A 26,155-nucleotide genomic window follows, 5' to 3' on the forward strand; every position below is an offset into this window, starting at 1 on the left:
AGTAAACAGCCCATTCAAAGGTTCTTAATCCCCGTCCGTGCCAAGCACATGAATGACATCATTAGGGTATACATGGTTTCCCTTGGCTTGTACCAGCGCAATATTCGTCATGGCCTGTGCAATGGTTGCGGCGTGGACCGCCCGATATTTGTCTACTCTACCTTTCATCCAGCGATCCAGAAACTTCATCGCATGAGCAGCCATCTGCTCACCGAACCGCTTCTCGTTTCGATCTCCCAGAATTAAGGAGGGGCGGAAGACATGCAATGACTGAAAATTGATATCGGACAATGCATCCTCCATCTCCCCTTTGGTCCGACTGTAAAAGACACGGGAACCTGCGCTCGCTCCCATGGAGGAGATCACCAGCATCTGTAATACCCCATGTTGCTTCGCAATAGTAGCTGCACGAACCGGGTAATGGTAATCGACCTGACGGAAACTCTCCTGACTGCCTGCTTTTTTAATCGTGGTACCCAAACAACAGAACAGATCGTCGATTTCATCGAATAAGTGGCCTTGGCTCTCCAGCTGTTCCCAATCCACCACATGCTGTTCCAGTTTGGGATGTTGCAGCTCAAGCGGACGTCTAACCAGAACGCGAACCTGGCTGTATACCGAGTGCTTCAGCAGCTTATGAACCAGTAATTCGCCTACAAGCCCCGTGGCTCCGATCACCATGGCTTTCCGTTCGAGATGATTCATATCCACCCCTCCACTTCGCTACCTTTTTTTAAAGATATACAATTACCTATGATCAACCTAATCATTTACACAATAACGGAGAGGACAGAAATAACCTGAAGAAGCGAAGCTAAAAGCTTTCTGAAAGAAAGCTGCATCGTAAGCATGTGCTGCGCCTTTATCCCCGGATTTTCCCTTTTCTAAAAGGAGTCAAAAAAAACTGGGGATAACAGCGATCGGAAGGTTGTTCTGTCATCGAAGTGCCAGTGTAAATATTCATTAGTTGAAATTATATCGTTTCTATTTTAACAGTACACGACGTCCAAGGGTAAATGTAAGAATCAGCATCACGACACCAACTCCAACCTGGAATCCATAAGCAGAGATCCAGGCCAGTGCATCGGACCAGGTCTCCATCTTTTCATACAACCAGCCACCGAGCAGCGGCCCAAGAAAAGAAGTGACTCCAGTCAGAGCCGAATACACGGCGACAAACATCGGTCTTTCACTTTTGGGTGTGTCCCCGATGGTAAAGTTAAAGGCCAGCTGATTGAATCCACCCACACCAATTCCAAGGAAGATATGAGATAGAAATAGCGCGATTAATACGGGCATGAAAGACATTAACCCCCATGACAGGCAAGAGAGTGCAATGACGGGCAATGTCCAGAATAGGAGGGTTTTGTTACTGAATCTGGCATTCAGATTGCCCCAAACATAGAAACCGGCCATCATGACCAGCGTCTGAACTACCGTGATCAGGGATACCGTCTGATAATTAATGTTCAATAGATCCAACATAACATAGGAATAGAGCGGAACAATCAAGGTCTGGATCAATAACCAGACAGCCAGAAATAGCGTTGCTTTCAGGAAAGAACGATCCTGGAAGGGCTTGATAAACATGCGCCAGAAAACCTTTTCAGTAGAACGTTCAAATGGAACGTCCGGATAGAAGAAATAGATGACTGTGTTGGCAATGGCACAGATCCATACTGGAATAAACAGAATCAGAAAGCCCATTTCTCCAGGGTAACGGTCCAATACAATACCGCCTGCGAATAAGCATACGCTTCCAAGAGCATTCAAGATCGTATTTCGAATTCCAAAATAACGTCCTCTCACCTTGGCAGGTACGATGTCGCCAATCAGTGAAGTCCAGATCATTCCGCCGATGGTGTTCGATATAAAAGCAACCGTATACACGCCAATATATACGCTTACCCACCACTCTTTGGGAAATATAAACGGAATCAGTCCCGTCGCACTCCACAAGATACGATGTGTGCCCACAAATAACAGCAGCATGCGTTTTCGGCTGCGAATACGCTGCATCCAGTAAGCTGCTCCGATCTGGGCAATGTTTACAAACGTTGTAATCGCGAGCACAAAGCCGATATGTCTCGACCCGGCCCCAAGGTACAGCAGAAATCCGGTTAAAAACGGGCCACCCAGCAATGTCTGTAAAATAATTGCCGGTACACCCTCCCATGTTGCAATCGATAAATTCGTGCGTTGTGTCGAACCCTTGCGCCGTGGTTTGCTTGCTAACGGGGGAGGGTTAACGTTGACCGTCTTCTGTATGGGGATACACTCCTTAGACCGGGTCTCAAAAGCCGGTCGATGCTAGTTGTCATCCCAAATTCTACTCACGGTGCGAAGGTTGTCAACTCATTTTTTCACGGTTCAATGGAAGATAGAGATGGAAGGTGCTTCCCTTGCCTTCAATGCTCTCAAGTTCAATCGATCCTCCCAGTAATCTAGCCAAATCCCGACTGATTGACAGGCCAAGTCCGGTACCGCCAAACTTTCGACTAATCGATCCGTCAGCCTGTTGAAATGCTTCAAATATGGAATGATGCTTGTCCTCAGCAATCCCAATGCCTGTGTCCTGAACGGAGAAAACGAGCCATCGTGTCTGAATACCTGCTTTCTTCATCTGCTTGGTGCTAACCGTCAGCGTAACTTTCCCCCGATGGGTGAACTTGATGGCATTGGACATCAGATTACGCAAAATCTGTTGAACCCGCTGTGGATCAGACCAGAGCGTGTCGGGCAACCCCGGTTTCTTATCCATGTGCAACTGGATGCCTTTTTTCTCGGCAACCAGTTGAAAGTGATTCATGGCATCTTCTGTAAGTTGTGCCACACTGATATCCTCCAGTACAATATCCAGCCGACCTGCTTCCACTTTGGACAGATCCAGAATATCGTTAATGAGCGTGAGCAGTTCCTGCCCGGAGTGATCGATCATGGTGGCGAAACGTACAATATCCTCCTGATCCATCGTATCAGCATTCTCACTGATCATCTGGGCAAAGTTAATGACACTATTGAGTGGAGTACGCAATTCATGTGACATATTGGCGAGAAATTCGGATTTGTATTGTGAGGCAATCATCAATTGTTTTGCACGATCCTCCAGTACAATCTGGGCTTTCTGTAATTCTTCCTTTTGCACGGATAAAAGCCTGTTTGTACTCTGGATCAACAAAATTCGATTCTGTTCATTCTGAAAATCACGTAAAATAAATGCAAACATCAGACTTAACAAAATGCCCGAAGGAAGTGTATAAGGCATAATATGTGAGAAGAAGTATGTAGCCGGTATGACTCCCAAGATAGCGATGCCTACACTATTGACCACATTGACGATGAGTACGACAATGATGCCTTTACTAATCAGACTGAAGTTGCTGCGTCTCATCCATATATTTAAACCCGCACATATCACACCGAGGATAGACATATTAATTACCGCTGCCACAGTTGCATCCGTGATACCAAAGCTCAGCCTTGATAAACCTATTCCAACACCAACGATGATCACGCTATAGGGTTGTCTGTATGTCAGAACGGCAACAATTAGAGGGACATAACGAAGGTCAAAGACGACTTCATCCGTCAGTTGAAAGCCAAAAACCGTACTAATCCAGCCTGAAAAAATAAGGAGGAACACTGAACCGATCTGTTTCACTCGGGATGAGGTACGTATGACGATATATTTATAAAACACACTAGCGAGATAGGCAACCGTTATAAGCATTCCCATATTCAATACGAACATTTTTGAAAACTGCATTCACTCACTCCTGTTGTCCGACTTTACTAGCCAAAACCCTTTTGTCCGTATGTATTTCTATCATATCATGCCCATTGAAACTTCGACATTCCTTCTTCAGCAAAAAAATACACAAAAATACACAAATCAGGATTCAATTTGTGCGCTGAACGTAGTAGAATATATTGTTGTTTAAATTTTAACTAGTTATTTGTTGGGGTCATGCTCCTCGGAGCATAAATGAAAGGAGAAACGCTGTTGTGCAATTGTTAAAAAGCAAATCCTATTGGCTGTCATTGAGTTTGATGTTGTCCTTGGCTGTCATGGGACTATTCTATGATATTCTCAATAGTCCGGAACGCGGGTTCGTCATACTGGATTCCTCGCTTGACCGGATCATTCCCTATGTACCCGCCATGTCCATCCCATATTTGGGTTGGTACCCGTTTGTATTCGGTGTGCTCGCCTACCTGTGTGCCAAGGATCGCCTGACGTATTATCGCGTCTTGTTATCCATGAATATCTGTGTCTGGATCTGTTATCTCATCTACTTCAACTTTCAGACCATGGTACCGCGCCCGGAACTAACAGGTACAGGCCTTGGAGCCTCTATTCTCGGATGGCTCTACAGCCAGGACCGTCCTTATAATTGTTTTCCAAGTATCCATTCTCTTCACTCTTATCTCGTTATGCGTGCTGTGCTCTCTGTCCCAAGCATTCGTAAACCCATCAAGATTTTGGTCGCTGCCGGTGCCGCAACCATTATCGTATCCACGCTTATGATCAAACAACATGTGGTCTATGACGCCTTGGGTGCAATCATACTCGGCGAATGTGTTCTCACGATCGTAACCGGCCTCGCTCTACACCGGAGACGCAGAAAAGAATCGAAGTGGACAGAGGGGATCAACTGATCCCTCACTTCGATGGCTTCTGAAGATGCTGTTGTCGTCTCCATTCATCAATAAACAAACCTGCAAAATAGGGGTCCCATTGGGTCCCTTTTCCTTCTTCCAAAATCGTTAGCGCTTTCTCGTGACTCATCCCATTCCGATATGGTCGATCCGACGTCATGGCATCAAAGGCATCCGCTACCGCAATGATGCGGCCAAATAGGGGGATTTCCTCACCAACCATCCCATCCGGATATCCTTTGCCATCGTATCTTTCATGATGGGATCGTACACCAGGCAGAAAGTCAGCCATGGCATCAATGGGTTCTATTTGAAGCAGAATGCTCTCTCCCTGTACGGGATGTGTGCGAATAATTGCGAATTCTTCATCGCTTAGTTTCCCATCCTTTAGCAACACCTCATCAGGTATGCCGATCTTCCCGATATCATGGAGCAGGGCTGATTTGTACAGCAAATCCGCCTGTTCCTCGTTCATACCGCTCAGTTTGCCGATCATCAGCGAATACTCTGCCACACGCATGGAATGCCCTGCCGTATATTTATCCCGGGCGTCCAATGCAGCTGCCAACGTAGAAAAATAACTTTGCAACAGCTGTCGATTGCGTTCCTGCCTCATCTCCAGCCGATTGATCATCATGTTGAACCCCGAGATCAATGCCGAGAATTCATCCGCATACAGATCCGGAGCTCTTCTGCCAAGATCTCCACCCTGAATCCGGTTCATCTCATGTGTCAGCTCAGCAACCGGATCACGAACATCACGAATCAACAGCCAGCTCCCCACCAGCGCAAAACCCGCGCCCAGAACTACGATAAGAATTCCCCACAGGATATACTCTTTTGCAAACTCTTTGTCCATATATTGAAGCCGGATATAGGTAGCCAAGAAAAATAAAAACAGAGGAAACAGACCAATCAGTGCCGTACTCAGCTGAAATTTTCGCTGAATCGATACCAGGATGCGTCCGCCCAGTGAAGGTTCCATCCCGTATTGAACTTTACCTCGATGACGAATCTCAAGTAACAGGGGTCTAATCGCCCGAACTGTTAGGTAATACTCAATCAGCGCATGCATAACGGCAATCAAAAAGGCGCACGCGGCGGCCACCACAATATACCCGTAAGGGAACTCAAGCCACCCCGTGGATATCATCCACATTGTTAATCCGGCTGCCGGAAGTGAAAAACCAAGCATGTGCGGACCCATAATCCGATATATCGTCTGTCCGGGGAAACGATGAATATTCTCATACATGCGATTCAAGTCATCTTTTTCATGATGCTCCGATGCAAAAAATTGTCTTATGGGACCTAGTTGTACCCAGAGCGTGATTAATTCTGCGACCAGCATGAACAGGAGCGATATCAATACAATAAAGATTAGTCGGACAAACTGAATATTGGGTATTTGCAAGGTAGATACCATAGCCACTGTACCGACAACAAAAACAGCCGCCATTGAACCGATCAGATAATTGCGTATCAGGCGAAAGATAAATGAACGGTATACTTCCAACTGAACCCCTCACTCTCTATGTGCAACCACTTCTCCCATGAGATACGGGGAGATTAGGGGTATTGCCTTCTATTTGTTTATCGGTTGCTCCAACTAAAAAAATTAATAAAATCCCATGAGTAGACACCGGAACTCCATCTATCGAATCGTTTCAAAAAATCCGCCCCCTTTCTGATCCCCCGTGATGGTCTGGAAACCCCGAAAAGGCCACTCCATGAAGGAGCAGCCTTTTGTGATACATCCTATTTTTATATTTATCCTTTGATCTTGGCAGCCAGAATCATCGTACCGCGCGGTTCGTCCCCCATGGCATCCGGTTCAAGCGTAATTGCAACGGTATCATAGTCGTTGGCCGAATCCAAAGTGTAGTATACCGCTCCCGTGCCGTCACGGCTAAGGAACGTCCCGGCATTCTGAGGCGTATCTCCCTTGATTAACCAAACCTGAAATGCTTCGTTGCCTTCCAGGTTCGGCAGGTTCTCCGCCTGCACAACCAGGTGAGTGCCCTTGCTGTCAATAACGATGGTTGCGAGTCCCTGAGCTACGATATCCTGCGTTGCAGGATTCAGCTTCACCGCCTCGCCAGTCTGCATGCCCTGTGCAGGTTCCAGCGCTGATGCCAGCTGCTCTTGCAGCTGCGCATTCTGCGCCTGTGCCTGCACCAATTGCTCTTGCGTAGCCGACGAACTCGCCGCTTGCTGCGTCAGCGAGTCGATCTGGCTCTGCAGCTGCGCCGCGTACACGCCAAACACCAGCGCTGCTGCCGCAAGGCCAGCACTGGCTATGCGCCAGGCGCGGCTGCTGCGCGCACGCGCGCGCCCTTGTGGCTGCCATGGCTGTGCCTGGGCAGCCTCTTCCACCCGGGCCGCAGGCACCGCCGTAACCGGCGGCAAGCCTGGCCCGGGCTGCGCCGCACGTGCGTGCTGCGGCGCAAGATCCTCCTGAAGCACCGCGGGTGCTTCAGGCTGTGCAGGAGCAGCCGCTGGCTTCGCCTCGGCGCTCTCCTGCATATGTCCGAGCACGTTGCCCAGCACACGTGCTCGCATGCCTGATGGCGGTGCTACAGGTTCCGCCGCAAGTGGCAGGAAGCCAGTCACTTCCTGCAATTCCCTCACTTCCTGGCGACATGCTTCGCAATTCGCCATATGCGCTTCAAACGTTGCCACTTCCTCTGCTTCCAGTCCGCCCAGCACATACATCGGTGCCAGATCAGACCACTCCTCATGTCGTTCTATCATGGATGTATGCCCTCCCTTCCCGCGTCCGGATGCAATTCAGCATCGGCCAGCAACTTCTGAAGCTGTCGCATGGCAAGCCTGACACGGCTCTTTACTGTACCCAACGGAATCCCGAATCGGCTGGATACTTCCTGCTGGGTTAATCCCGCATAATATATCGATTCTATAACTTGTTGCTGATCACCATTCAGTTGGGACAACGCCTCTTTAATTCGGCTACCTTCCCATTTACGCTGCACTTCTTCTTCCGTATTCGTATGCTCATCGGCATAGGCCGCCAGTGTCTCGTGTTCAACTGAAGTAGACGCTGCCCCTTTCGATTTCCGCCTCAGCATGTCCACTGCAATGTTACGCGTAATCGCAAACATCCATGTGGTCAGCTTCCCCTGTGAGGCATCGTAACGTTCAGCATTATTCCAGACCCGCATAAAAAGCTCTTGAACGGTCTCTTCTGCCGTCATGGGATCGCCAACGATCCGATAGGCAAAAGAATACACCGCCCGTTCATAACGATCATATAAAAGCTCCAGTGCGGAGGCATCACGTTCCGCAATCTGCCGCATTAACCTGCTGTCCTCCATCGATTCAGTCATGCGAGGGCCCCTTTCTGTTTCTTCCCTCTTATTATAACCTACGCAGAATCTTTTGAAGAGGATTACCTCCGTGAAGAAATAGTTTGAAAATTTTCTTTATCTTTTCAAATTAAAATTTTCACCCTCTAACTTAAAAATCGTCCGAAAAACATGTTGCTCTGCTTACGCTTTCCTTTTTATTGCAAAATATTACAACCTGTGGTATACTATAAAAGTTGTATCAAACAACCTCATATGATTTCTGTCTTCTTTAAACCCCGGAATATTTTCTTCATGCTGCGACCGCAGCGAATTATGCACAATCAACCTATGAAGATTGAAGAACCTGAATCACAATAACCCGGTAGTACAGAGTTTCACAAGATGTTCCCATTCACACTGGCGCGGTCATCGGAGCCGCAAGGACAAAAGAGAGGTAGGGCTTTTGTTGTTTTGGATATCACTTATTCTTGAGAAGATTGAAAACATACACAAAGCACCCGGAATTGGGTTCCGGGTGTTTATCTATGTCTACATACACATTTCAGCACCTTCTACAGACTGTCAGACACCTTACATTTAGGGATAAACTCTCTCTCCTTCCGCTTATCGGACACACCAAACGCTAAAGAATCCTGTACACCTTATATTGAAGATTTCAGTGTTATGTAAAATCTAACGAATCTCAACCACGTTAATCCATGTCACTTCAAGAGTATAGGCTCCAAACATGCCCCGATTCAGATCATAAGATGTCTACGATTCGTTAAACTTTGGAAATGGGGGAATTCATGGAATAGAGCTTATGGAGTTCGTTAAAAACGATTCACGAAGTAACAAAAGGACAACGGGACACGCAGGATCGTTTCCTACGCTGTCCCGTTCTGAATCATGCTACGTTTATGCCCCATCACTCAGCTCGGTTTTTTTTATTTAGAGCTACTTGAGTCAGCCCCTATCGTAACGCGTCACGATCAGCAAAGCCTCCTTGCATTCACAAAACACTTAGATAAACATTGTTTTGGAGATAATAACCAACAAGATGAACAGTACAAGGATCGTACCCATGGAGCCCCAGCTTCCGCCACCATGACCATAGGATACTCCACAACCCTGCTGATAACCGTAACCGTGCATCATTGGAGCCTGATTAGGCTGGTGTCCGTAACCGTAGCCCATTGGCATTGTGCCGCAGTTATATCCGTGCATATCGTAACCTGTGTATTGATATCCATACATGTGTTCATTTCCTCCCATATGTCCGTATACATGCCCCTGTCCGTTCGGTGAGTTTGGTTTTACTTCGCTCATTGTTCATTCCTCCTTAACATTTGCCTACACCCCTAAGCTATGTATTCTGCCTACCTCTGGACCGGGCTCTTGCCCTCATTTTGACAAAATGGGCGTTTAGCCATGCAGTTTCCTTCTTCCCTTTTCACCTTAGCTATCTTATCCATGTCTATCGAACGTGCTTGTCCTCAACTAAAAAAACCCCACCGGTTGCCCGGCAGAGCTCGCCATATTATACCCAGAATGATTTAGTGATGATTACGAGAAGGATGAACAGAACCAGGATTGCTCCAGTCGATGTCCAGCCGCCGTATCCTGCGCCTTCAACTACGTTGCCCATGTAGAACCCTCCTTTACGAATATATTAGGGTCCAAGCGGTTTATTAGATCAAGAATGCTTTAGAGATGATGACCAACAAGATAAAGAGAACCAAGATCGCGCCAGTCGATGTCCATGCGCCGCCGTATCCACCTACTACTCCACTCATGTAAACCCCTCCTTTGATTTGAGGTACAGTTCACTATATGCACCAATCACACATGGGACCGGGCTCAGGTCAAAAATGGGCAGGTGTCAAACTTAACAACGGTAATCTTACGAACCAAAGTAGACATCCAGCTTGCCTGTAGGTTGGGTTGTGGCCATCCACACCGCAGCCAGATTGTCGGGTGCCTGGGTATAAGCCGTGATATAGTCACCGATGAGGACTGTCGGGGTTGGCGAGTTTCCGTTTGGATTAAATGAGGTCGTGGTGAGTCTTCGGTTGGCAAAGGTCGCTCCCCCGTCAAATGACTCCGCTGCATAGACATCCAGTAAAAAACCATTGATCTGATTGGAATAATAAATGACCCGTATTGTGCCCGTAAATGGAGATACGGTAATGGAAGGAAAGAAATTCTGTGTTCCTGCTGGTGCTGCTGTAATACTGACTGGCTCACTCCAGAGTAACCCGTCTGGTGAACTGCACATGAATACATCCGTATAGCCATTCCGAGCATCGTTCCAAACGGCGTAGACCCTACCACTATAGACACTGTTCGATATATCTGCAGTAAGATTCAAGTTGGTTTGAACACGAAATGCATAATTGGGCACAGGCAGAACCTGCGGTGAAGGCACAACAGAGGCTATGAGCGTGGACTGATTACCTATAGGCGGCTGGAATGTAACGCCTCCGTCGTAAGATGTCCGAAGTAACGCATACGCGCTGCCCGGACCCGTGAGGATGTAGCCGGCATAGACTTCCCCTGTGAACCCAATCCCGATGGTCGCCCGATCATGAAAGCCTCTGGGGTTGGAGATCCTGCTGGGAATCTGCCAGGTTGATGCCACATCGACAGATCGTTGTAAAAAGATTGAAGATGCCGCTGTTGCCAGCGGAGTATAACCTACATAAACATTCCCTCGGTACGGGCTGCCTGGTGTACGATCACAGGCAACAAGCGGTTCGTCATTGTGAACGATAAGTCCGTAACCTCTGTTAACAAATACAGGCGGAGTCCAGGTCACTCCGTCATCCAGAGACGTATAGCTGATAATGGTTCCGTCGTTATCCCCATTGAATACATGCACCGTCACAATGAATGTGCTTGGAAAGGTATAATCTATCGTTGGCGCTTCCGCGCCCTCGTATCCGGGCGGCTGCTGCAGGGTCGTGGTCGACCAGGTCTGCCCTCCGTCAATCGAACGGTAGAATCCCGTTCTGGTTGGTCCGGTACTTGTATCGACGGCAACAACACACATGATATTGGGCAGTAATTCGTTCACCGCAATGGACGGTTCAAACTGGCTGCCTCCCAATGCCCCAGTAATATTTACAACTGGCATCTGCATTCACCTCCGTCTGTTGAAATTATGGAATATTGGTAAATCGGTCGATCCATACCATCTCCGATTGCAGCACACGCTGTGTAACATTGCCCACGGAGTCCAAGCTATACGCCTGAATAAGCGTGCTGGTTGCGCTAAAAAAATCACTCTGTACCTCAAAATAATCCGCTGTGTTCAGCGTATACAACAAGGTTCTGGACACTTGGGGACCCAACTGGAACAGATCATGACCGATTGGAATACGGGCCGTCTGGGAGGTATCCCAACGAAAGACCTGAAGCTCAATATTGGATGAGATATTGAGAGAATCGTTCAAACAGGTCACAATTAATTGCGTGGCACGGTCTCCTCCCGTTGGAGAGTTATAGAGAAGACCTGTACTATAAGGCATCATAATTCCTCCCTTCCTCTATACCGCCGCCGACACAGCCTGACAGTATACTGTAAAATATGTAATTGCCTCATAAAAGACACGGCAGAATATACCATGTTTTGAGAGAATCCTTTAAAGAATCGACTACGTTTGAAAAGTAGCTTACAAAGAAAAAATGCAAGCCCCTTGAGGGACTTGCATCTGTGATATCAGACTATTTCCTTTATAGACGTCATGCTCTGTTAACCTGGTTTTAATTTGGTTTTACATGAAGCGATGTCAGTTTATCCTGAACCGATTGTAACTTCTGTATACTTGAGGCATCCGGTTTATCACGACGGTCGTCGATCTTGACAGATGTGGACACACGCTGAGCACCCGACAGAAACGGTGCCTCATGCAGAGCAGCAATTGCTGTAAAGATATCGTTAAGCGGTCCCTCAATAATGGTGCTCATGGAAGTTAACTGATATGTAATGCCCCGTTGATGTTCCAATACTTTTTGCATGTCCGCCACATAACTGCTTAGACTCGTTGTACCCGTTCCGATTGGAATGACCGTCACTTCTGCTATTGCCATTTTGCTCCGCCTCCTCTGGGCCCCGTGAACAACCGCTGCCGCTAATTTTAGTCGATTTTTGACTGTTTTTATTCTACCAGTTGAATGCGTTACAATTCAAACTGACGTGAACACGTCATTCAAATTCCTCAAAAAAAATTTTTGATAAATCTTCAAATCTTCCAGTCCTTTTCCTTTGCGGATTCCTGGCTTAAATGGTATACTCGGAATTACGTTTTACTGGTTCTGCCCACTTTACAAACACAATATGTTGGGTTACAGTATGTTGACAGCTACAAAATGTAGTAACGCTAGATTTCTCCGCTTCTAATAGTCACCTTCTGCTTTCGCATGAAAAACAGGATGAAATCACCTCCAAAGGCACGTCCCTGTAGGTGTAAATCGCTTTCTCGAAACAGAGTTGACATGGAGGTTAACGGGGCTGTTTGGACTGCATCCGGTATCCTCAAACTACAGGCACATCTGCATATAGACAAAAGCTTACATAAGCACCCTTGTCTGTCGATATTTCGAACCTCGAAGACAGCAAGGAAGCCAGAGCATCCATGGGCATTTTCAGCCGAGAGGCGGGAGAATGCTTTTTATATGAGCATGTTCTGCATTTGTGCTGCTTTGTGCTCCTCAAGTTGAGCGATTATAGACACGAACTTGTCACCGCAGTTTCAGTCCGCAAAACGTAACCTATTTCTTTTTCTCACCGCAAGAAAGACACTCAATTCTTTATATAAAGAATTTCTCCAATTTATCTCTTAAACATGCGAAAGCGAGGAATATTCATGCCACAAGTTGTGACCAAGCCGAACAACCGCCAGCTTGCCTTTGATGATATGCGTATCTCGGTGTATGCCGACCGTATCCTGGAAGGACTGGACATGCTCGACAAGGAACGTCTGGTACGCGGGGTAAACAGCAAGCTCCGCCGTGATGAAGTTACCGGGGACGAAATCAGCAACGCTTTTATGATGAGCGCACTGGAACTGGTAACCAAAGAGGAGCCTAACTGGAAATTTGCAGCTGCACGTTCCCTGCTCACTTCCCTGTACAAAAAAGCGGCTACCAACCGCAGATACAAGTCTTACCCGGACGAGCCTTATGGCGCATTCCATCCTCTTCTTGTAGACCTCGTGAAAAAAGGCATCTACCGCGAAGAATTGCTGGAATGTTACACTAAAGAACAGATCGACGAACTTGCGGAGTGCATTGACTACCGCAACGATCTGCTCTTCGATTACATCGGCTTGCTTACCTTGGCTGAACGTTACCTCGCTCACGATTTTGACGGAAAAGTTATGGAATTGCCGCAAGAGCGTTACATGGTTATTGCCATGTACCTGATGCATCAGGAGCCTGCCGAGAAACGTATGGAACTCGTCAAGGAAGCTTACTGGGCGATGAGCAACATGTATATGACAGCAGCTACACCTACGATGTCCAATGCGGGCAAAAAGGTGGCTGGACAACTCTCCAGTTGTTTCATTGATACTGTCGACGACTCCCTCGAAGGCATTTTCGATTCCAATACGGATGTAGCGCGTCTGAGCAAAATGGGCGGCGGCATTGGCGTGTACCTCGGCAAAGTCAGAGCACGTGGATCGGACATCCGTGGACACAAAAATACAAGTTCCGGTGTAATCCCTTGGATTCGCCAACTCAACAATACAGCGGTCAGCGTAGACCAACTCGGTACACGTAAAGGTGCCATTGCCGTATACCTGGATGTTTTCCATAAAGACATTCTCGCCTTCCTCGATCTGAAGCTAAACAACGGTGACGAGCGGATGCGTGCACATGACGTATTCCACGGGATCTGTCTGCCAGACTTGTTCATGGAACGGGTATCCAGCCGCGGCGAATGGAGCTTGTTCTGTCCGCATGAAACGAAGAAAGTGATGGGCTGGAAAGACGAAAACGGTCGTCCGCTCGGACTGGAGGATTTCTACGATGAGTCCTTTGGCCAAGGTACGTTCCGTGAGAAATACGAAGAAGCGGTTAACCACCCGCTATTGTCCCGTATTACCGTTCAGGCGATTGATATCATGAAACGTGTGATGAAATCCCAACTCGAAACGGGTACACCGTACATGTTCTACCGGGATACCGTTAACCGCGCGAACCCGAACAGTGCACACGGTATGGTTTACTCTTCCAACCTTTGTACCGAGATCATGCAGAACCAATCTGCCACTGTGGTAGAAAAGGAAGAACTCGTAACCAAAGATGGACAGACTCGCATCGTGATTTCCAAAGTACCTGGGGACTTCGTTGTCTGCAACCTGAACTCCATTCACTTGGCACGCGCCGTGCCTCACAATGTACTGGAGCGTCTGGTACCGATCCAGGTGCGCATGCTGGACAACGTTATCGACATTAACAACATCGAAGTGCTGCAAGCCCAATACACCAACAGCCAATATCGTGCAGTCGGTCTGGGAACATTCGGACTTCACCATTTGCTTGCTCTCGAAGGCATTCGCTGGGAGTCGGATGAAGCGGTAACGTATAATGATAATCTGTACGAGAAAATTAACTACCTGCTTGTGAAAGCCAGCATGGAGCTGTCCAAGGAAAAAGGTCATTATCCGAAATTCAAAGGTTCCGATTGGGAGAGTGGTCACTACTTCGACCAACGCGATTACACGTCAGGTGAGCGCGTAGGCGAGTTCGTGACAACAGAACAGTGGAAAGAACTGCAAACCCAAGTACAGCAAAACGGTGTCCGTAATGCTTGGATGTTCGCCATTGCACCAAACGGTTCTACGTCCATCATTGCCGGCTCTACGGCCAGCATTGACCCGCTCTATGAACTGTTGTCTTATGAAGAGAAAACAACATACAAGATTGCCAACCCGGCACCGGACCTGTCCGAAAAAACAATCTGGTATTACAAAACAGCATTCATGGTCGATCAACATGCTTCCATCAATATGGCTGCTGCACGTCAGCGCCACGTCGATCAGGGACAGAGTTTCAACCTGTATGTTCGTCCGGATATCAAAGCAACGGAATTCCTGGAACTGCACTTGCACGCCTGGAGAGCCGGCATGAAATCGACGTATTACGTACGTAGCCGGGCATTAACCATTGAAGAATGCGATTCTTGCGCAAGCTAAGTTTAATCCGTGATAGAGAACGTTGATTAGATTCACGATGACCACCAGGGCATCCTGTTTTGATTGCAAAATGGCGTTGCCCTGGTTCTTTTTTGCCTAAAACACGATCACAGCATCGCAAGATGTTGATATAGATGATGTCCCTAGGTTCTGTCGGCAGAACATTATGAAATTTCAAGGAGTGAACGGACGATGCAAGTACAGAAAATTTTCAACACCGAAGCCCCTAACCAATCCACCCGTATTATTGAAGGTGAATGCTCCGGTATCCTGAACTGGAATGACATTCGCATGCCTCATATGTACAAATTGTACAAAGTACTGCTGCTCAACCACTGGATCGCAGACGAGATTCCCATGTCCAAAGATGCTTCCCAGTTTGCTCAACTGGACGAGGAAGAGCAACGTACATTCAAAATAAACATCTCCCTGCTCGCGGTACTTGATTCCATGCAGACGATGTTTGTGGGTGACGTAAAACGTTACTTTACCGATTCTTCACTCGAGGCGATCTCGGCCATTATCGGACAACAGGAAGTTGTTCATAACCAATCGTACTCTTACGTCCTGTCTTCCATCGTATCGGATCGGGAGCAAAAGGAAATTTTCGAATACTGGAAACATGATCCAGTCCTGCTTGACCGCAACCGTTTCATCGCTGATATCTATCAGAACTTCCGGGACGAGCCGTCTCCACAGACGTTCTTCCAGGCTATGGTAGCCGATCTGGTGCTCGAAGGTATCTTCTTCTATAGTACATTTGCCTTCTTCTATAATCTGGCCCGTGACCAGAAAATGATGGCAACCAGCCAGATGATCTCGTATATCCAGCGCGATGAAAACCAACACTGTTATTTCTTCGCTGAAGTATACAAACAGTTGCTGGTAGACTTCCCTGAACTGAACACACCTGAGAACATGGAGTATGTATACACAACAATTAATCGTGCGGTTGAGCTCGAAACCAACTGGGCACATTACACGCTCAGCAACGTACGCGGCATTGACCTGAACGAGTTGGAAGACTACATCAAGTACATCGCCAACAAACGTCTGCGTCTGATGGGTATGGAAAAAGCATATGAAGGTGTGGATGTAAACTGCATGCCTTGGATCAAACCATTCTCCGATGAAGCACTGAATGCAACCAAAACCGACTTCTTCGAAGCCAAATCCCGTAACTACGGTAAAGTTGGCGACGATAACGGATTTGACGATTTGTAAATTCTTCTGATCAAGCATTTCCGATATAAATAAGCACACATTACAGCACTCCCTTTGATAGAAATGCCTTCATGGCTATCTGCATGCGGGAGTGTTTTTTTGTCTCTTAACCCTGTAAGATAGTTTGTAAGAGATTCACATTCCTCCTAACGAAATGAGGTCTATTCATGGAAAGAGAACTGCTGGACCAAATTAACTTGTGGCATGAGCAGGACCAATTCAGTCTCATTATTGAACGTATTGATCGTATCCCTGTCTCAGAACGGGATTATGATCTGATTGGTCAACTCGCCAGAGCCTATAACAATGATTCACGTTACCGCGAAGCCATTCACCAACTGATGTCTGTCGAGGAGCAAGGGGTAAACGACCCGCTTTGGCAATATCGCTTAGGGTACGCGTACTGTTATATCGCCGACTATGAACAAGCACTATTGGCGTTTGAGAGAGCTGATGAACTTCAGCCACATGATGAATCCACCCTTGAATTTCTTAGTCAGATCCGACCTTTAGCCGAGAAGATGCGCCGGGATCGACAACGCCATGAAGAACAAGTAACAGCATGGGAGCAGCGCGGCACGTTGAACCATCTTCGTGCTGCTTCAGGAACGTACAACCCAGCGACATTCTGGAAGCAGAGTGATTATGCACGGGATAACCATGTGTCGGCCCCCTTTGACGAAGCCATGATTGTATCGCTTGAACACGAATTGGGTTACAAGTTCCCTGCCTCCTATATTCAGCTTATGCATACCCAAAACGGCGGAATACCTACACGAACGGTGTTCCCAACCGAAGAAGCAACCTCCTGGGCTGTGGACCATATTGCGATTTCAAGTATTTTGGGGATCGGCCGGGACAAGATGTATTCCCTTGGAGGAGAGTTTGGGAGTCGGTTCATGATCGAAGATTGGGGATACCCTGACCTGGGGATTGTGATCTGCGATTGTCCATCCGCTGGCCATGATGTCGTTATGTTGGATTATCGCTTCTGTGGTCCTGAAGGCGAACCCTGTGTCGTTCATGTGGATCAGGAAAATGATTATGAGATTACATATCTTGCACCGAATTTTGAAGCTTTCATCCGTGGATTGGTCGATGAGGATTGGTATGAACTGTCTGACGAAGAAAATGAGGACTAAACTTCAGGAGGGTCCGGCCATATGACAACCCGTATCTATTTTGGTTCCAATCAACTTGGCGAAGTGGCCGCAGTTTCATTACAGGATGCGCTGAACGAGCTTGACCTGGGAACCCTTGAAGACTATCGACGAACGGATAAAGGGGTCATGGGTCAGACGCTGCTCATTCGCTCTTCCCATGGAGAGTATATTCTGAAAGGAAATCCTTTATATGCAGGACAGTTACAGGAAGAAAAGTTCTTTGTAGAACAACTGGCGAAACATACGTCCATTCCTGTCCCTGACCCCTATTTATTACAGGAAGATACCGAACTTTTGGGCTGGAGTTATGCCATCATGCCGCGCCTGCCCGGAAATCACCTGTATGATCCAGCATTCCAGGCTTCACTGTCACAGCAAGATCAGGAAGAGATCGCCTGCATGTTAGCCCATACTCTGGCTGAACTGCACCGCTGGAAGGTCCCTGATGCCGGGGAATATGATCCTGTAGCACAGCAGATTGTTTCCTTTGCAGGCGACTATCTGGACTGGTTGTACGGAACCATTCGCCATTGGTTACATGATGCTGAGCAGTACTCGGTGATTACGGACGAAGATGTCCAGTGGGTGGACGAGCAATTTAAGAATGCTGAACCAGCATTTCGTTCCAGAGCTGTTCCAAGTTTTGTCATGGGGGACTTCAAGGTCGAGAATATTCTGATTCAACATGTGGGCGACCGTTCTTCAGGGTGGCAGATTAGTGGACTGTTCGATTTTACAACCGCCTATTTCGGAGACGGTACAGCCGACCTAACCAAAATATCCACCAGGTATGTTCGTGAGGGTCAACCGGAGCTCGCTGCACAGTTCCTTCGCTGCTACCGGGATCTGATCTGTGCAGCAGATGAGGAGAAATGCCAGCACTTCCGCACACGTCTCAGCATGCACCTGCTCTATCAGCGTATCTTGTGGTGGGGCGAAGCCAAAGCGACAGGACAAGTGACGTGGGCGGCCGACCTGCCTTTTGCACAGTGGGCTCAGCAGTCCATTGATTCAATTCTCGCATTGCTGGATGAGTAGATTTGGACAGGTTGCTCAAGGATAGCAACCTCCAAACTAACGTATGTATCGTTCCATATATGTCGCCCAACATCTTGACGCACAGATATAACCGCCAAAGATCCACATGATCTCTGGCGGTTTTTGTCATCTCACTATACCTCAGTCAATGATGGAATTCTCAACTCAAGCTTGTGAGACGGGTGACTCCTGATGTTTCTGCAAAAACTCCAGCATCCTGCGGTATACGAGAATCTCGTTAGATTTTCTGGAGAAGCCATGTCCCTCATCATCCAGAACGATGTATTCCACATCAAGCCCTTTCGACTGGAGCGCAGCCACGATCTGATCGGATTCAGCCTTCACGACCCTTGGGTCATTGGCGCCCTGAATGACCAGCATCGGGTTAACCATCTGATCGAGATACGTAATCGGTGAATCCTTCGTTAAGCGTTCACGGTCACGGATCGGATCCCCCAACCAGTTATCCATCATTGGCTTCCAGTCTTCCGGTACGGATTCCAGGAATGTGAACAGATTGCTCGGTCCAAAAATATCGACCGCAGCCCGGAACAGCTCTGGATGGCGACCTGCCAATAACAGGGTCATATATCCCCCATAACTTCCACCTACCACAAACAGCCGCTCTGGCGAGGTAATTCCCTGCTCAAACAGCCAGTTAATCCCGGAAACACAGTCCAGCCTTGGACCTTCGCCCCAATCTCGCTCTACCAATTTGACGAATTCCGCACCATATCCGGTACTGCCACGGAAATTCGGTGCAAAGATATGATAGCCCTGAGCGAGCATCATCTGAAACATCGGCCGGAAGAACTTCGCTTCCGAGGCTTGCGGCCCGCCATGTGGCCAAAAAACCGTGTAACCATTGGCCTGCTCCGGTTTTGCTTTGAACAAGAGCGCTTCGATCTCCAATCCATCGTAGGAGTTATACCGAATCACATCAGGGTACACGAGATCACTTGGGTCAAGTCCCGTTACCCGATTGGCAGTCAGCGGCTCCCAGGACTCAGCGCCCGCCATTTGGCGATAAATGTTATGCGGTTGGATCGCTCCACGTCCGAGGATATACACATTACCAGCCTTCGTAACGTTGACTTGCTCTATCGTGTCCAGCGGCATCTCTACGCGCCGAGGTTCATCGGCATTTTTACCCAATACGTACATACGATTCTCTGGCCCTGTAAGGGTCCAAAAATATAAAGTCTCGGAGGCCTTATGCCAGCGGATAAATTCCACATCTTCCCCTTTGATTTGGCACAATATACTGAATTCACGGTTATCGATGCGATACTCAGCCACATAGGAATATGCTGAGTCATCATTGGTAATGAACAGAAGGCGATGATCATCTGCAAAAATCAGATCGGAAACCTGACTATGGCGTTCGGAGGCTGGCAAGATCACCTGTTCCTTACCATCACGATACAGATGCGCCGTCTGATACGTATTTGAGTACATTTTGAGAATGACAAAACTCTTCTCGTCAGGACTTACAGCAAACAGGCTGCTCGTAACCTCTTCTCCACTGTATAACAGTTCATCCTCCCCTGTCTCCAGATCAATGCGGCGTGAATTCAGATAGTTCGGATTACCCGCACTGGTGACATAATAGAGGCGCTGTCCATCTTCGGACAACTCTGAGAAATAACAACGATCATTCGGCTCGGCCGATACAATAGGCAGTGGAACGCCGCCTTCCGGTTTGAGGGCATATAAATGGTAGTTCTCATCCCCATCCCGATCAAACGCGGTAAGAAGATGACGTCCTTGCGGGTCTGCTTTGATAAATTGACTGCTCTGATTCAAGTACGTTAAAGGATACGGGTATCCTCCAGGCAAATCCATCGCCCAAATATTCGGCTGGCCGTTCAGGTTGCTGTCCATGAACAAACGTTTCTCATCTGCCGATACGGCAAAATGCGAAATGCGGTACGTCTGAAAATATTGCTCGACATCCGGTTTAGGGAACTGAATCATGACAAACCTCCTTGGAATTGAACCAACGAATTTAACATTGGTAAATTAAGGTACCATTTGTCCATATTATAGGTAATGCCAATGTTTAGACAATAGATATGTGAGTTATAATTTTTTATTTAACCTTGGCTCCGTTTATCACCAGCGACATTCATCCACCGTATTCGTGGTTTGGTCTTTCCTGGAGTGCATAAGGCGGCGGAATAATTCGGACCCACGTTCAAAGACTGCAAACTATAATGTTGCCCTTCCCGTTCCACAACGTAATGCCCGTCTCCCCCTTTTCCCATCGTATTCAGATTTCGCCATTGTCCGCACAGAGATAGACCACATGCCTTAATCCAGGCCTCTTTTTGTGTGAGAACTTGCCAAACACGCCTGATCGTTACCTGTTCTTCCTCCTTGTGGTCCAGTACATAACACTGCTCCTCTTCTGTCATAAATCGCCTGATCACAGCACTCATCCGCAACAACGGACGTACATGCTCAAGATCAATTCCCAGCGCTGTATGAGCCGCTAAAGCCAGTACACAACATCCTTCCGTATGAGAAAGGTTAAATTGTGGTCCGCTCTGAACATGGGGTTTGCCTGAAGCCCCATATTCAATATGAAGATCTGACGCTGATTGACCCGTGTACATGGACAGTACTTCTCTCAGAAATGTGCGCGACATAACCAGCTTCTGTGCATCATGCATGCATTGTTTCTGTTTTCTCTGTACACGATCACGTTCATCCTGGCTCAGTATGCAGGTATCTGTATCCAACCCTGACAAAAAATCCTCTCCCTTGTTCGGAAGAGGCAACGTCCAGATATGTACTTCATGTCCTACAAAATAAAATGCAGTGGATTCCTTCCATCCTGTAATTGCAGGTTTCACCAGGTTACCCCTCTCCCTACTCTGCTTGCTCAACGAACAACGGACATTCTTAGATGATCCGGTTTCGCTATACGTTTAAGGTTCATTTCGATCTCCTCAACTGTCAGTTTCATAGCACATTCACTTATTTGCATATAATTCAGCCCGATAACGCCATATTCAGAGATATGCATGCAACGTTTTTTCAATGAATCCATATCTGCATAATGATTGCCGATCCACTTCATCCGAGCATAGTGTATATCTTCGGAAGAGAGCATACGATCCTGAATGCGACTACATTCTTCCTTAACTCGTTGATGTAATTGAATGGGATCAACGGAATATCCACAGACATTGGAGAAAGCAAATTCCTGTCTGTAATAGTGATCCCAATGACTCCCCTTCCCGAGCAAACCTGACTTCACACTCTCTGTGTAGAATGTTGAAGTCTCTCCCAGAAGAGCCTCGATACCAATCATGGTTGCAACCTGAGTCTCCAATTGCATAACCGGCCTTTCTTCCTTAAAGCCAAAACGGACAAGAGGCATTGACGATCCACCACTCATTTCCTTATACGTCTCGTCCTGTTCCTGCAACGGCTGAAGGAATGGAGCAGGGGACATGATCTTGGATTGAGCCATTGGATAATTTTCCAACCATTCGAATATTTCTGTTGGTACAACAGGACCCACTACAGCCACAGACATCCGAGAAGCCGCATAATGACTAGTATAGGCATCATTCAGCCATTCTACGGTAATGTCAGCAATACTCTCTGATGTGCCTGCCACATCCAGAATGATTGGATGGTCGTTACCATACATCATCTGTAACAATTGCTGAAGAGCCAGCCAGGAGGGTTGATCCTTGTACATCTCCAGTTCCTGATGAATCGCCGCCCGCTCATGCTCAATGTGTTTATTCGTGAAGTACGGCGTTGCAATCATATTCATAAAAAGTTGAAGGCTGCTCCTTAGATTGCCTGTACAAGCAAGTTGGTACGTCGTTACATCATAACGCGTCAGCGCCGACGTTGAAGCCCCTTCGGCATGAAGAAGTGATTTGACTGACTGACCATCGGGATTGTAAAACATCATGTGTTCGAGAAAATGTGCCGTACCCGCAAGCGTAATATCGTGAATGGACCCATAAGGCACAGAACAGGATACAAACGTATGATTGTACTTGGGTTGTGGCAGTACACTCACGTTCAGTCCGTTGGATAAACGCTTGCAGACATATGAATTGAATGTGGTACTATTCATGATTCCCCTCCTGTACTATGCGGAATATTCACTCTCAGGGTACAGAATCCACGTGACTTCTTTTCTCAACTTGGTAGCAACAGAAGCCACCCTTTCCGGAGTCACTTCTGCTATTTCCTTAAGGAACTGTGCAGTAGACATCTGACTATCGCTCAACATCTGATCCATATGATTTGTAATGACCTGATGTGGCAGATCGAATCCGACCTGAACATAATGCATCACATTCTGCACAGCGATATATAACTCCATCTCGGATACATCTCCGTCACAGATTCTCTTCCACTCCGTATCAATGCCTTCGAGAACATCCGTCACGTTAGCACTGCTGGTGCCCGTTGTGATGTGGAGTGTTTCCCTAAAATCATCCAGTGTGCTGATAACCTGATATACTAACGGGGAACGTTCACGTAATCCAACCTGCAACCGGGACGCGGGTGTCGCTCCAAATAAGGTATGGAATACAAACAAAGCCGGATATAGAGCAGAACCATATCGAATACCTGTACGATAAGTAACATTGATTTTGCACTGGTGAATGTCCAACAATTCCATCATCATTGCTTCAGCCTCACGCGGCTCGCCAGGATTACCTTGTCGTTCCTCCACTTCTTCCTCTCTCGAATCCGGTGTGAACCCACATCCAAATTGTTCCCAGATCAGATCCATAATCCGTCCGGGATGAATATCGCCAAGAACATGAATATGGATCGGATTACGGAGTAATGTCTGATAGTACTGATGTAACTTATGAGATACGACAGAATGCCGGAGTTCGTCCAGAGCCGATTGGCGGTTCTGCCCTTCATATCCCATCCATTCCAGACAACGACTTTGCACTACCTTGTCCCAATCCGTTCCATCATGCGCGATATGATGTTCGGTCCAAGCCATTTCCTCCTGTACTTGCATCTCTTCGAACATGCCTTGATCATCAATCGCTGGGTCATACAACATGTCTGCGAGTAACTGCACAGCGCTATGTATGGTTTCAATCTGTGTTCCGGTTATTAACTTATCATCTGTTACACGAGGTATGCGCATCGTGATCGCTGCAATCTGAGTATCGCCTTTGTAATCAAAATGACAGGTCAGTTCTGCACCATACAGGGACCATACATGTTGTTGGAGCAACCTGTTCGATGGAAAGCGACGACAGCTGTTCATTAACAAACGGACTATCATGACAAATATTGCTGAGGGTATGATTTTCCGTGTATTGATCAGATTGATCTGCACGTAATGATTGGCATATTGTTGTGTTGGCAGCACATGTACCGACAGATTGTTCCGCCGCTCGGTTGTAAAAGACTGCATCCCCACTCCTCCTCTCACCTCCATCTACGAACCGATATTATAGATTGCTCCGCTGTCCGTGTTCAGACCGAGCTGTCCAAATCCATCGAGCGGCTTGGATATCCAGTCCACCCGACTGTCCACTTCAGCACCCACAGTTACTTCATCATCTCGCCAATGGATGACCTGCTGGTGATGCCTGTCCCAGAAACGCCACAAGGCTGGCTGGCTTAACAGTTGCTCGCGAAATGGCTCGTATATCCTGTTAGCAGAAGCCTGAATGTCCTGATCCAATACAACCGGTGGCAGGAAAACGATCTTGGAACGGAAATCCTCCGTAAGGGTCATAAAGTACACACATACCGGCTTCTGCGTCTTGGCTAAAATACGAAAAATACCACTTCGCGTGCGAATTTTCGAACTTAGAAAAGACAGTTCAACAGCATGGTTATCTGTATTGAATCCGGTCTGTCCATCTACAAAAAGACTGAATGATCCACCTTTTCGCAAATGGGAATACAACCTGATGCCAATCATCTCATCCTCTGCATTGAGCAGTTCCGCACCTGCATACTTGCGAATGGCCTCCCAACCGGACAGCTTCTTCTCTTGTTCCACTGTTTCCTGCTCGGCAATCAAATAGAATGGAAGCTTGGCAGACATATGACCTGCACGTATTTCCTGTCCAATCGTAATCATATTGTGCCTCACGAAACCATAATGCCAAGTTAATAATGCACCACCTTCACGTAACGTTGCCTGTAGGTGTTCCCGCCCTTCTACCTCATCCCACTCCATAAACGAATAGGGACTTTTCTTGTGCTCATTAATGGTACGAAGAAATGCGAGATAGTCCATCCAGATGGACTCAGCAGACTGCTTCGGCTTAAGTGGAGCCATCTCCTTGATAATGTTCATCAGTGCATAAAAGGACCCCAAATGAATGCCGTCCTTCCGCTCCTTATGAAGCTCATCTCTGACCTGTTCACGGTACATATCATATAAAGATCTAAAGTTCATCATCTACGTGTCCCCTCCAAGGCTTGAGATACTCTAAGAGCACCCTTTCCGTGTCGCAGGTAATTTCGGTGCATGCCATCCATCATATAGGTAAGCATTCGGAGGGGCATCTCATATTGCCCCGGAATGGGTTCTTCCAATTCTGCTTCCTGTCCTTCAACCATATCAAAGCCCACGTAGGGCAAGGGGGATTCCAGCGCTGCAATCACACAGTTTCGAGTGTTAAACCATGAAGGGCCTCCACTGATAGGAAAATCAACATAAGGAAAGCTTCCAGGATCAAGGCAGTCCAGGTCAAACGATAAATAGGCCGCTTCCGCCTGAAACATGTGCTGTAATTCAAGCAGGGTTGTCTTCACCCGTTCCGGGGTCATCTGTTCCGCAGGAATCTGAACCAATTTGGGATGTTTGTACATCTGATCTACAGAACGCAGGCCGCGCAGACCAATCTGCACAACTGCGGCGATACCGTCCTCTGCCAGTAGATGCCTCACAAAATTGGCATGATGCATCTCATCCTGATGAATGGCATCCACCCCGCAATCATGATGGGCATCGAACTGGACGAGCATGATTCTTGTGCTGGATCGACGCAATATGGATTTCAGGATGGAATACGTAATGGAATGATCGCCACCAATACAGCACAGTAGTGCTTCTTCCCTCTCGGTATAACTCAGAGCTGAGTCAAGACCCACGGAATAGGAAGAATCCGTATCGTCTATTTGGCAAGTACCCAAATCCTGCATTATTACCGATTCAAGTAATCTCTGGCCACTGCCAATGTCATATAGTCCTGATATACGGGATTGCGTCAGAACAGGATACATTACCTTTTTCCATGATTCGGCCCGAAGCGATTGCTCAAATCCAGCGACTTTGGATCCCTCCATACCTGAACCGCCCGAATAGGGAATGCCCAGCATATAGAGTTGCGGTGAATCTTGACCTACAAGAGGTTCAAGTGAAAAATAAGGCACATCTGGTGGTTTAACGCCATCTAGCTGGGGGATCGGACGTGTCTCCAATTCTGGAGCGGGTTCAATCTGATAGAACTGGCTGAACGTCTCATCGGCTGCAATCAACGTATCACCGATGCGGCGTACCAGGTATGCAGGTTCCGGAGCTTGCATATAGAGA

At 47.4% G+C, this 26,155-nt stretch carries 23 protein-coding genes; 5 read left to right on the top strand and 18 right to left on the bottom strand.

Annotation, left to right across the window (positions count from 1 at the left end):
* Positions 1-24: 24 nt before the first annotated feature.
* The 3 genes from ACTHPG_RS22990 to ACTHPG_RS23000 form a co-directional block, all read right to left on the bottom strand.
* Positions 25-705, bottom strand: coding sequence for an oxidoreductase (locus ACTHPG_RS22990; RefSeq protein ID WP_440391695.1), 681 nt, complete (start codon positions 703-705; stop codon positions 25-27).
* 279 nt (positions 706-984) lie between these two features.
* Positions 985-2,142, bottom strand: coding sequence for an MFS transporter (locus ACTHPG_RS22995; protein ID WP_197997917.1), 1,158 nt, complete (start codon positions 2,140-2,142; stop codon positions 985-987).
* A 208-nt stretch (positions 2,143-2,350) separates the two neighbouring features.
* Positions 2,351-3,766 (bottom strand): sensor histidine kinase, encoded by a 1,416-nt coding sequence (locus tag ACTHPG_RS23000; RefSeq protein ID WP_440391696.1) that lies wholly within the window; start codon positions 3,764-3,766, stop codon positions 2,351-2,353.
* A gap of 239 nt (positions 3,767-4,005) precedes the next feature.
* Here ACTHPG_RS23000 and ACTHPG_RS23005 point away from each other — a divergent pair, with 239 nt between their 5' ends.
* Entirely contained in the window at positions 4,006-4,659 is a 654-nt protein-coding gene (locus ACTHPG_RS23005; RefSeq protein ID WP_440391697.1) for a phosphatase PAP2 family protein, read from the top strand.
* Positions 4,660-4,663: 4 nt separating this feature from the next.
* On the opposite strand, the gene ACTHPG_RS23010 is transcribed toward ACTHPG_RS23005, so the two are convergent.
* From ACTHPG_RS23010 to ACTHPG_RS23050, 9 genes are all read right to left on the bottom strand, one after another.
* Positions 4,664-6,175: an HD domain-containing phosphohydrolase gene (locus tag ACTHPG_RS23010; protein ID WP_440391698.1), complete on the bottom strand. Its 1,512-nt coding sequence runs from the start codon at positions 6,173-6,175 to the stop codon at positions 4,664-4,666.
* 254 nt (positions 6,176-6,429) lie between these two features.
* Positions 6,430-7,413 carry an anti-sigma factor domain-containing protein gene (locus tag ACTHPG_RS23015; RefSeq protein ID WP_440391699.1) on the bottom strand — a complete coding sequence of 328 codons (984 nt, stop codon included), beginning with the start codon at positions 7,411-7,413 and terminating at the stop codon, positions 6,430-6,432.
* Complete coding sequence (locus ACTHPG_RS23020; RefSeq protein ID WP_440391700.1) at positions 7,410-8,006, bottom strand: RNA polymerase sigma factor; 597 nt, start codon at positions 8,004-8,006, stop codon at positions 7,410-7,412. Before ACTHPG_RS23020 ends, ACTHPG_RS23015 begins: the two co-directional genes overlap by 4 nt.
* Before the next feature lie 984 nt (positions 8,007-8,990).
* On the bottom strand, positions 8,991-9,296 hold the full coding sequence (locus tag ACTHPG_RS23025; RefSeq protein ID WP_440391701.1) for a hypothetical protein: 306 nt from the start codon (positions 9,294-9,296) through the stop codon (positions 8,991-8,993).
* 211 nt (positions 9,297-9,507) lie between these two features.
* Positions 9,508-9,615 carry a sporulation protein YjcZ gene (locus ACTHPG_RS23030; RefSeq protein WP_190945226.1) on the bottom strand — a complete coding sequence of 36 codons (108 nt, stop codon included), beginning with the start codon at positions 9,613-9,615 and terminating at the stop codon, positions 9,508-9,510.
* Between the two features lie 43 nt (positions 9,616-9,658).
* Positions 9,659-9,763: a hypothetical protein gene (locus ACTHPG_RS23035; RefSeq protein ID WP_017690880.1), complete on the bottom strand. Its 105-nt coding sequence runs from the start codon at positions 9,761-9,763 to the stop codon at positions 9,659-9,661.
* Between the two features lie 107 nt (positions 9,764-9,870).
* Positions 9,871-11,103 carry an exo-alpha-sialidase gene (locus tag ACTHPG_RS23040; protein WP_440391702.1) on the bottom strand — a complete coding sequence of 411 codons (1,233 nt, stop codon included), beginning with the start codon at positions 11,101-11,103 and terminating at the stop codon, positions 9,871-9,873.
* 25 nt (positions 11,104-11,128) lie between these two features.
* Complete coding sequence (locus ACTHPG_RS23045; protein ID WP_440391703.1) at positions 11,129-11,500, bottom strand: hypothetical protein; 372 nt, start codon at positions 11,498-11,500, stop codon at positions 11,129-11,131.
* 232 nt (positions 11,501-11,732) lie between these two features.
* Positions 11,733-12,059, bottom strand: a complete 327-nt coding sequence (locus tag ACTHPG_RS23050; protein ID WP_440391704.1) for an MTH1187 family thiamine-binding protein — start codon at positions 12,057-12,059, stop codon at positions 11,733-11,735.
* A 776-nt stretch (positions 12,060-12,835) separates the two neighbouring features.
* Here ACTHPG_RS23050 and ACTHPG_RS23055 point away from each other — a divergent pair.
* The 4 genes from ACTHPG_RS23055 to ACTHPG_RS23070 all read left to right on the top strand — a co-directional run bounded on the left by ACTHPG_RS23055 (position 12,836) and on the right by ACTHPG_RS23070 (position 18,594).
* Complete coding sequence (locus tag ACTHPG_RS23055; RefSeq protein ID WP_440391705.1) at positions 12,836-15,169, top strand: ribonucleoside-diphosphate reductase subunit alpha; 2,334 nt, start codon at positions 12,836-12,838, stop codon at positions 15,167-15,169.
* A gap of 192 nt (positions 15,170-15,361) precedes the next feature.
* Positions 15,362-16,393 carry a ribonucleotide-diphosphate reductase subunit beta gene (locus ACTHPG_RS23060; protein WP_105601435.1) on the top strand — a complete coding sequence of 344 codons (1,032 nt, stop codon included), beginning with the start codon at positions 15,362-15,364 and terminating at the stop codon, positions 16,391-16,393.
* A gap of 167 nt (positions 16,394-16,560) precedes the next feature.
* Entirely contained in the window at positions 16,561-17,535 is a 975-nt protein-coding gene (locus tag ACTHPG_RS23065) for an SMI1/KNR4 family protein (protein ID WP_440391706.1), read from the top strand.
* Positions 17,536-17,556: 21 nt separating this feature from the next.
* On the top strand, positions 17,557-18,594 hold the full coding sequence (locus ACTHPG_RS23070) for a phosphotransferase family protein (protein ID WP_440391707.1): 1,038 nt from the start codon (positions 17,557-17,559) through the stop codon (positions 18,592-18,594).
* A gap of 165 nt (positions 18,595-18,759) precedes the next feature.
* Here the strand turns inward: ACTHPG_RS23070 and ACTHPG_RS23075 are convergent, their stop codons facing one another.
* The 6 genes from ACTHPG_RS23075 to ACTHPG_RS23100 form a co-directional block, all read right to left on the bottom strand.
* Positions 18,760-20,571, bottom strand: a complete 1,812-nt coding sequence (locus ACTHPG_RS23075) for a S9 family peptidase (protein ID WP_440391708.1) — start codon at positions 20,569-20,571, stop codon at positions 18,760-18,762.
* A gap of 119 nt (positions 20,572-20,690) precedes the next feature.
* Positions 20,691-21,452 carry a 4'-phosphopantetheinyl transferase family protein gene (locus ACTHPG_RS23080; RefSeq protein ID WP_440391709.1) on the bottom strand — a complete coding sequence of 254 codons (762 nt, stop codon included), beginning with the start codon at positions 21,450-21,452 and terminating at the stop codon, positions 20,691-20,693.
* A gap of 29 nt (positions 21,453-21,481) precedes the next feature.
* Positions 21,482-22,699: a M16 family metallopeptidase gene (locus tag ACTHPG_RS23085; RefSeq protein ID WP_440391710.1), complete on the bottom strand. Its 1,218-nt coding sequence runs from the start codon at positions 22,697-22,699 to the stop codon at positions 21,482-21,484.
* A gap of 15 nt (positions 22,700-22,714) precedes the next feature.
* Positions 22,715-24,016: an insulinase family protein gene (locus ACTHPG_RS23090; RefSeq protein WP_440391711.1), complete on the bottom strand. Its 1,302-nt coding sequence runs from the start codon at positions 24,014-24,016 to the stop codon at positions 22,715-22,717.
* Positions 24,017-24,040: 24 nt separating this feature from the next.
* Positions 24,041-25,018, bottom strand: a complete 978-nt coding sequence (locus tag ACTHPG_RS23095; protein WP_440391712.1) for a hypothetical protein — start codon at positions 25,016-25,018, stop codon at positions 24,041-24,043.
* Positions 25,015-26,148, bottom strand: coding sequence for an arginase family protein (locus tag ACTHPG_RS23100; RefSeq protein ID WP_440391713.1), 1,134 nt, complete (start codon positions 26,146-26,148; stop codon positions 25,015-25,017). Before ACTHPG_RS23100 ends, ACTHPG_RS23095 begins: the two co-directional genes overlap by 4 nt.
* Positions 26,149-26,155 lie beyond the last annotated feature (7 nt).

Origin of the sequence: Paenibacillus sp. SAF-068 (assembly GCF_051967555.1) — a bacterium.
In the GTDB taxonomy this organism is placed as follows: Bacteria; Bacillota; Bacilli; order Paenibacillales; family Paenibacillaceae; genus Paenibacillus.

What these genes read in the sequence shown, in the direction of transcription:
- ACTHPG_RS22990 (WP_440391695.1), bottom strand. Translation starts at nt 705, where the DNA reads ATGAATCATCTCGAACGGAAAGCCATGGTGATCGGAGCCACGGGGCTT.
- ACTHPG_RS23000 (WP_440391696.1), bottom strand. Translation starts at nt 3,766, where the DNA reads ATGCAGTTTTCAAAAATGTTCGTATTGAATATGGGAATGCTTATAACG.
- ACTHPG_RS23015 (WP_440391699.1), bottom strand. Translation starts at nt 7,413, where the DNA reads ATGATAGAACGACATGAGGAGTGGTCTGATCTGGCACCGATGTATGTG.
- ACTHPG_RS23020 (WP_440391700.1), bottom strand. Translation starts at nt 8,006, where the DNA reads ATGACTGAATCGATGGAGGACAGCAGGTTAATGCGGCAGATTGCGGAA.
- ACTHPG_RS23025 (WP_440391701.1), bottom strand. Translation starts at nt 9,296, where the DNA reads ATGAGCGAAGTAAAACCAAACTCACCGAACGGACAGGGGCATGTATAC.
- ACTHPG_RS23030 (WP_190945226.1), bottom strand. Translation starts at nt 9,615, where the DNA reads ATGGGCAACGTAGTTGAAGGCGCAGGATACGGCGGCTGGACATCGACT.
- ACTHPG_RS23035 (WP_017690880.1), bottom strand. Translation starts at nt 9,763, where the DNA reads ATGAGTGGAGTAGTAGGTGGATACGGCGGCGCATGGACATCGACTGGC.
- ACTHPG_RS23040 (WP_440391702.1), bottom strand. Translation starts at nt 11,103, where the DNA reads ATGCCAGTTGTAAATATTACTGGGGCATTGGGAGGCAGCCAGTTTGAA.
- ACTHPG_RS23045 (WP_440391703.1), bottom strand. Translation starts at nt 11,500, where the DNA reads ATGATGCCTTATAGTACAGGTCTTCTCTATAACTCTCCAACGGGAGGA.
- ACTHPG_RS23050 (WP_440391704.1), bottom strand. Translation starts at nt 12,059, where the DNA reads ATGGCAATAGCAGAAGTGACGGTCATTCCAATCGGAACGGGTACAACG.
- ACTHPG_RS23055 (WP_440391705.1), top strand. Translation starts at nt 12,836, where the DNA reads ATGCCACAAGTTGTGACCAAGCCGAACAACCGCCAGCTTGCCTTTGAT.
- ACTHPG_RS23060 (WP_105601435.1), top strand. Translation starts at nt 15,362, where the DNA reads ATGCAAGTACAGAAAATTTTCAACACCGAAGCCCCTAACCAATCCACC.
- ACTHPG_RS23065 (WP_440391706.1), top strand. Translation starts at nt 16,561, where the DNA reads ATGGAAAGAGAACTGCTGGACCAAATTAACTTGTGGCATGAGCAGGAC.
- ACTHPG_RS23070 (WP_440391707.1), top strand. Translation starts at nt 17,557, where the DNA reads ATGACAACCCGTATCTATTTTGGTTCCAATCAACTTGGCGAAGTGGCC.
- ACTHPG_RS23075 (WP_440391708.1), bottom strand. Translation starts at nt 20,571, where the DNA reads ATGATTCAGTTCCCTAAACCGGATGTCGAGCAATATTTTCAGACGTAC.
- ACTHPG_RS23085 (WP_440391710.1), bottom strand. Translation starts at nt 22,699, where the DNA reads ATGAATAGTACCACATTCAATTCATATGTCTGCAAGCGTTTATCCAAC.
- ACTHPG_RS23090 (WP_440391711.1), bottom strand. Translation starts at nt 24,016, where the DNA reads ATGCAGTCTTTTACAACCGAGCGGCGGAACAATCTGTCGGTACATGTG.
- ACTHPG_RS23095 (WP_440391712.1), bottom strand. Translation starts at nt 25,018, where the DNA reads ATGATGAACTTTAGATCTTTATATGATATGTACCGTGAACAGGTCAGA.
- ACTHPG_RS23100 (WP_440391713.1), bottom strand. Translation starts at nt 26,148, where the DNA reads ATGCAAGCTCCGGAACCTGCATACCTGGTACGCCGCATCGGTGATACG.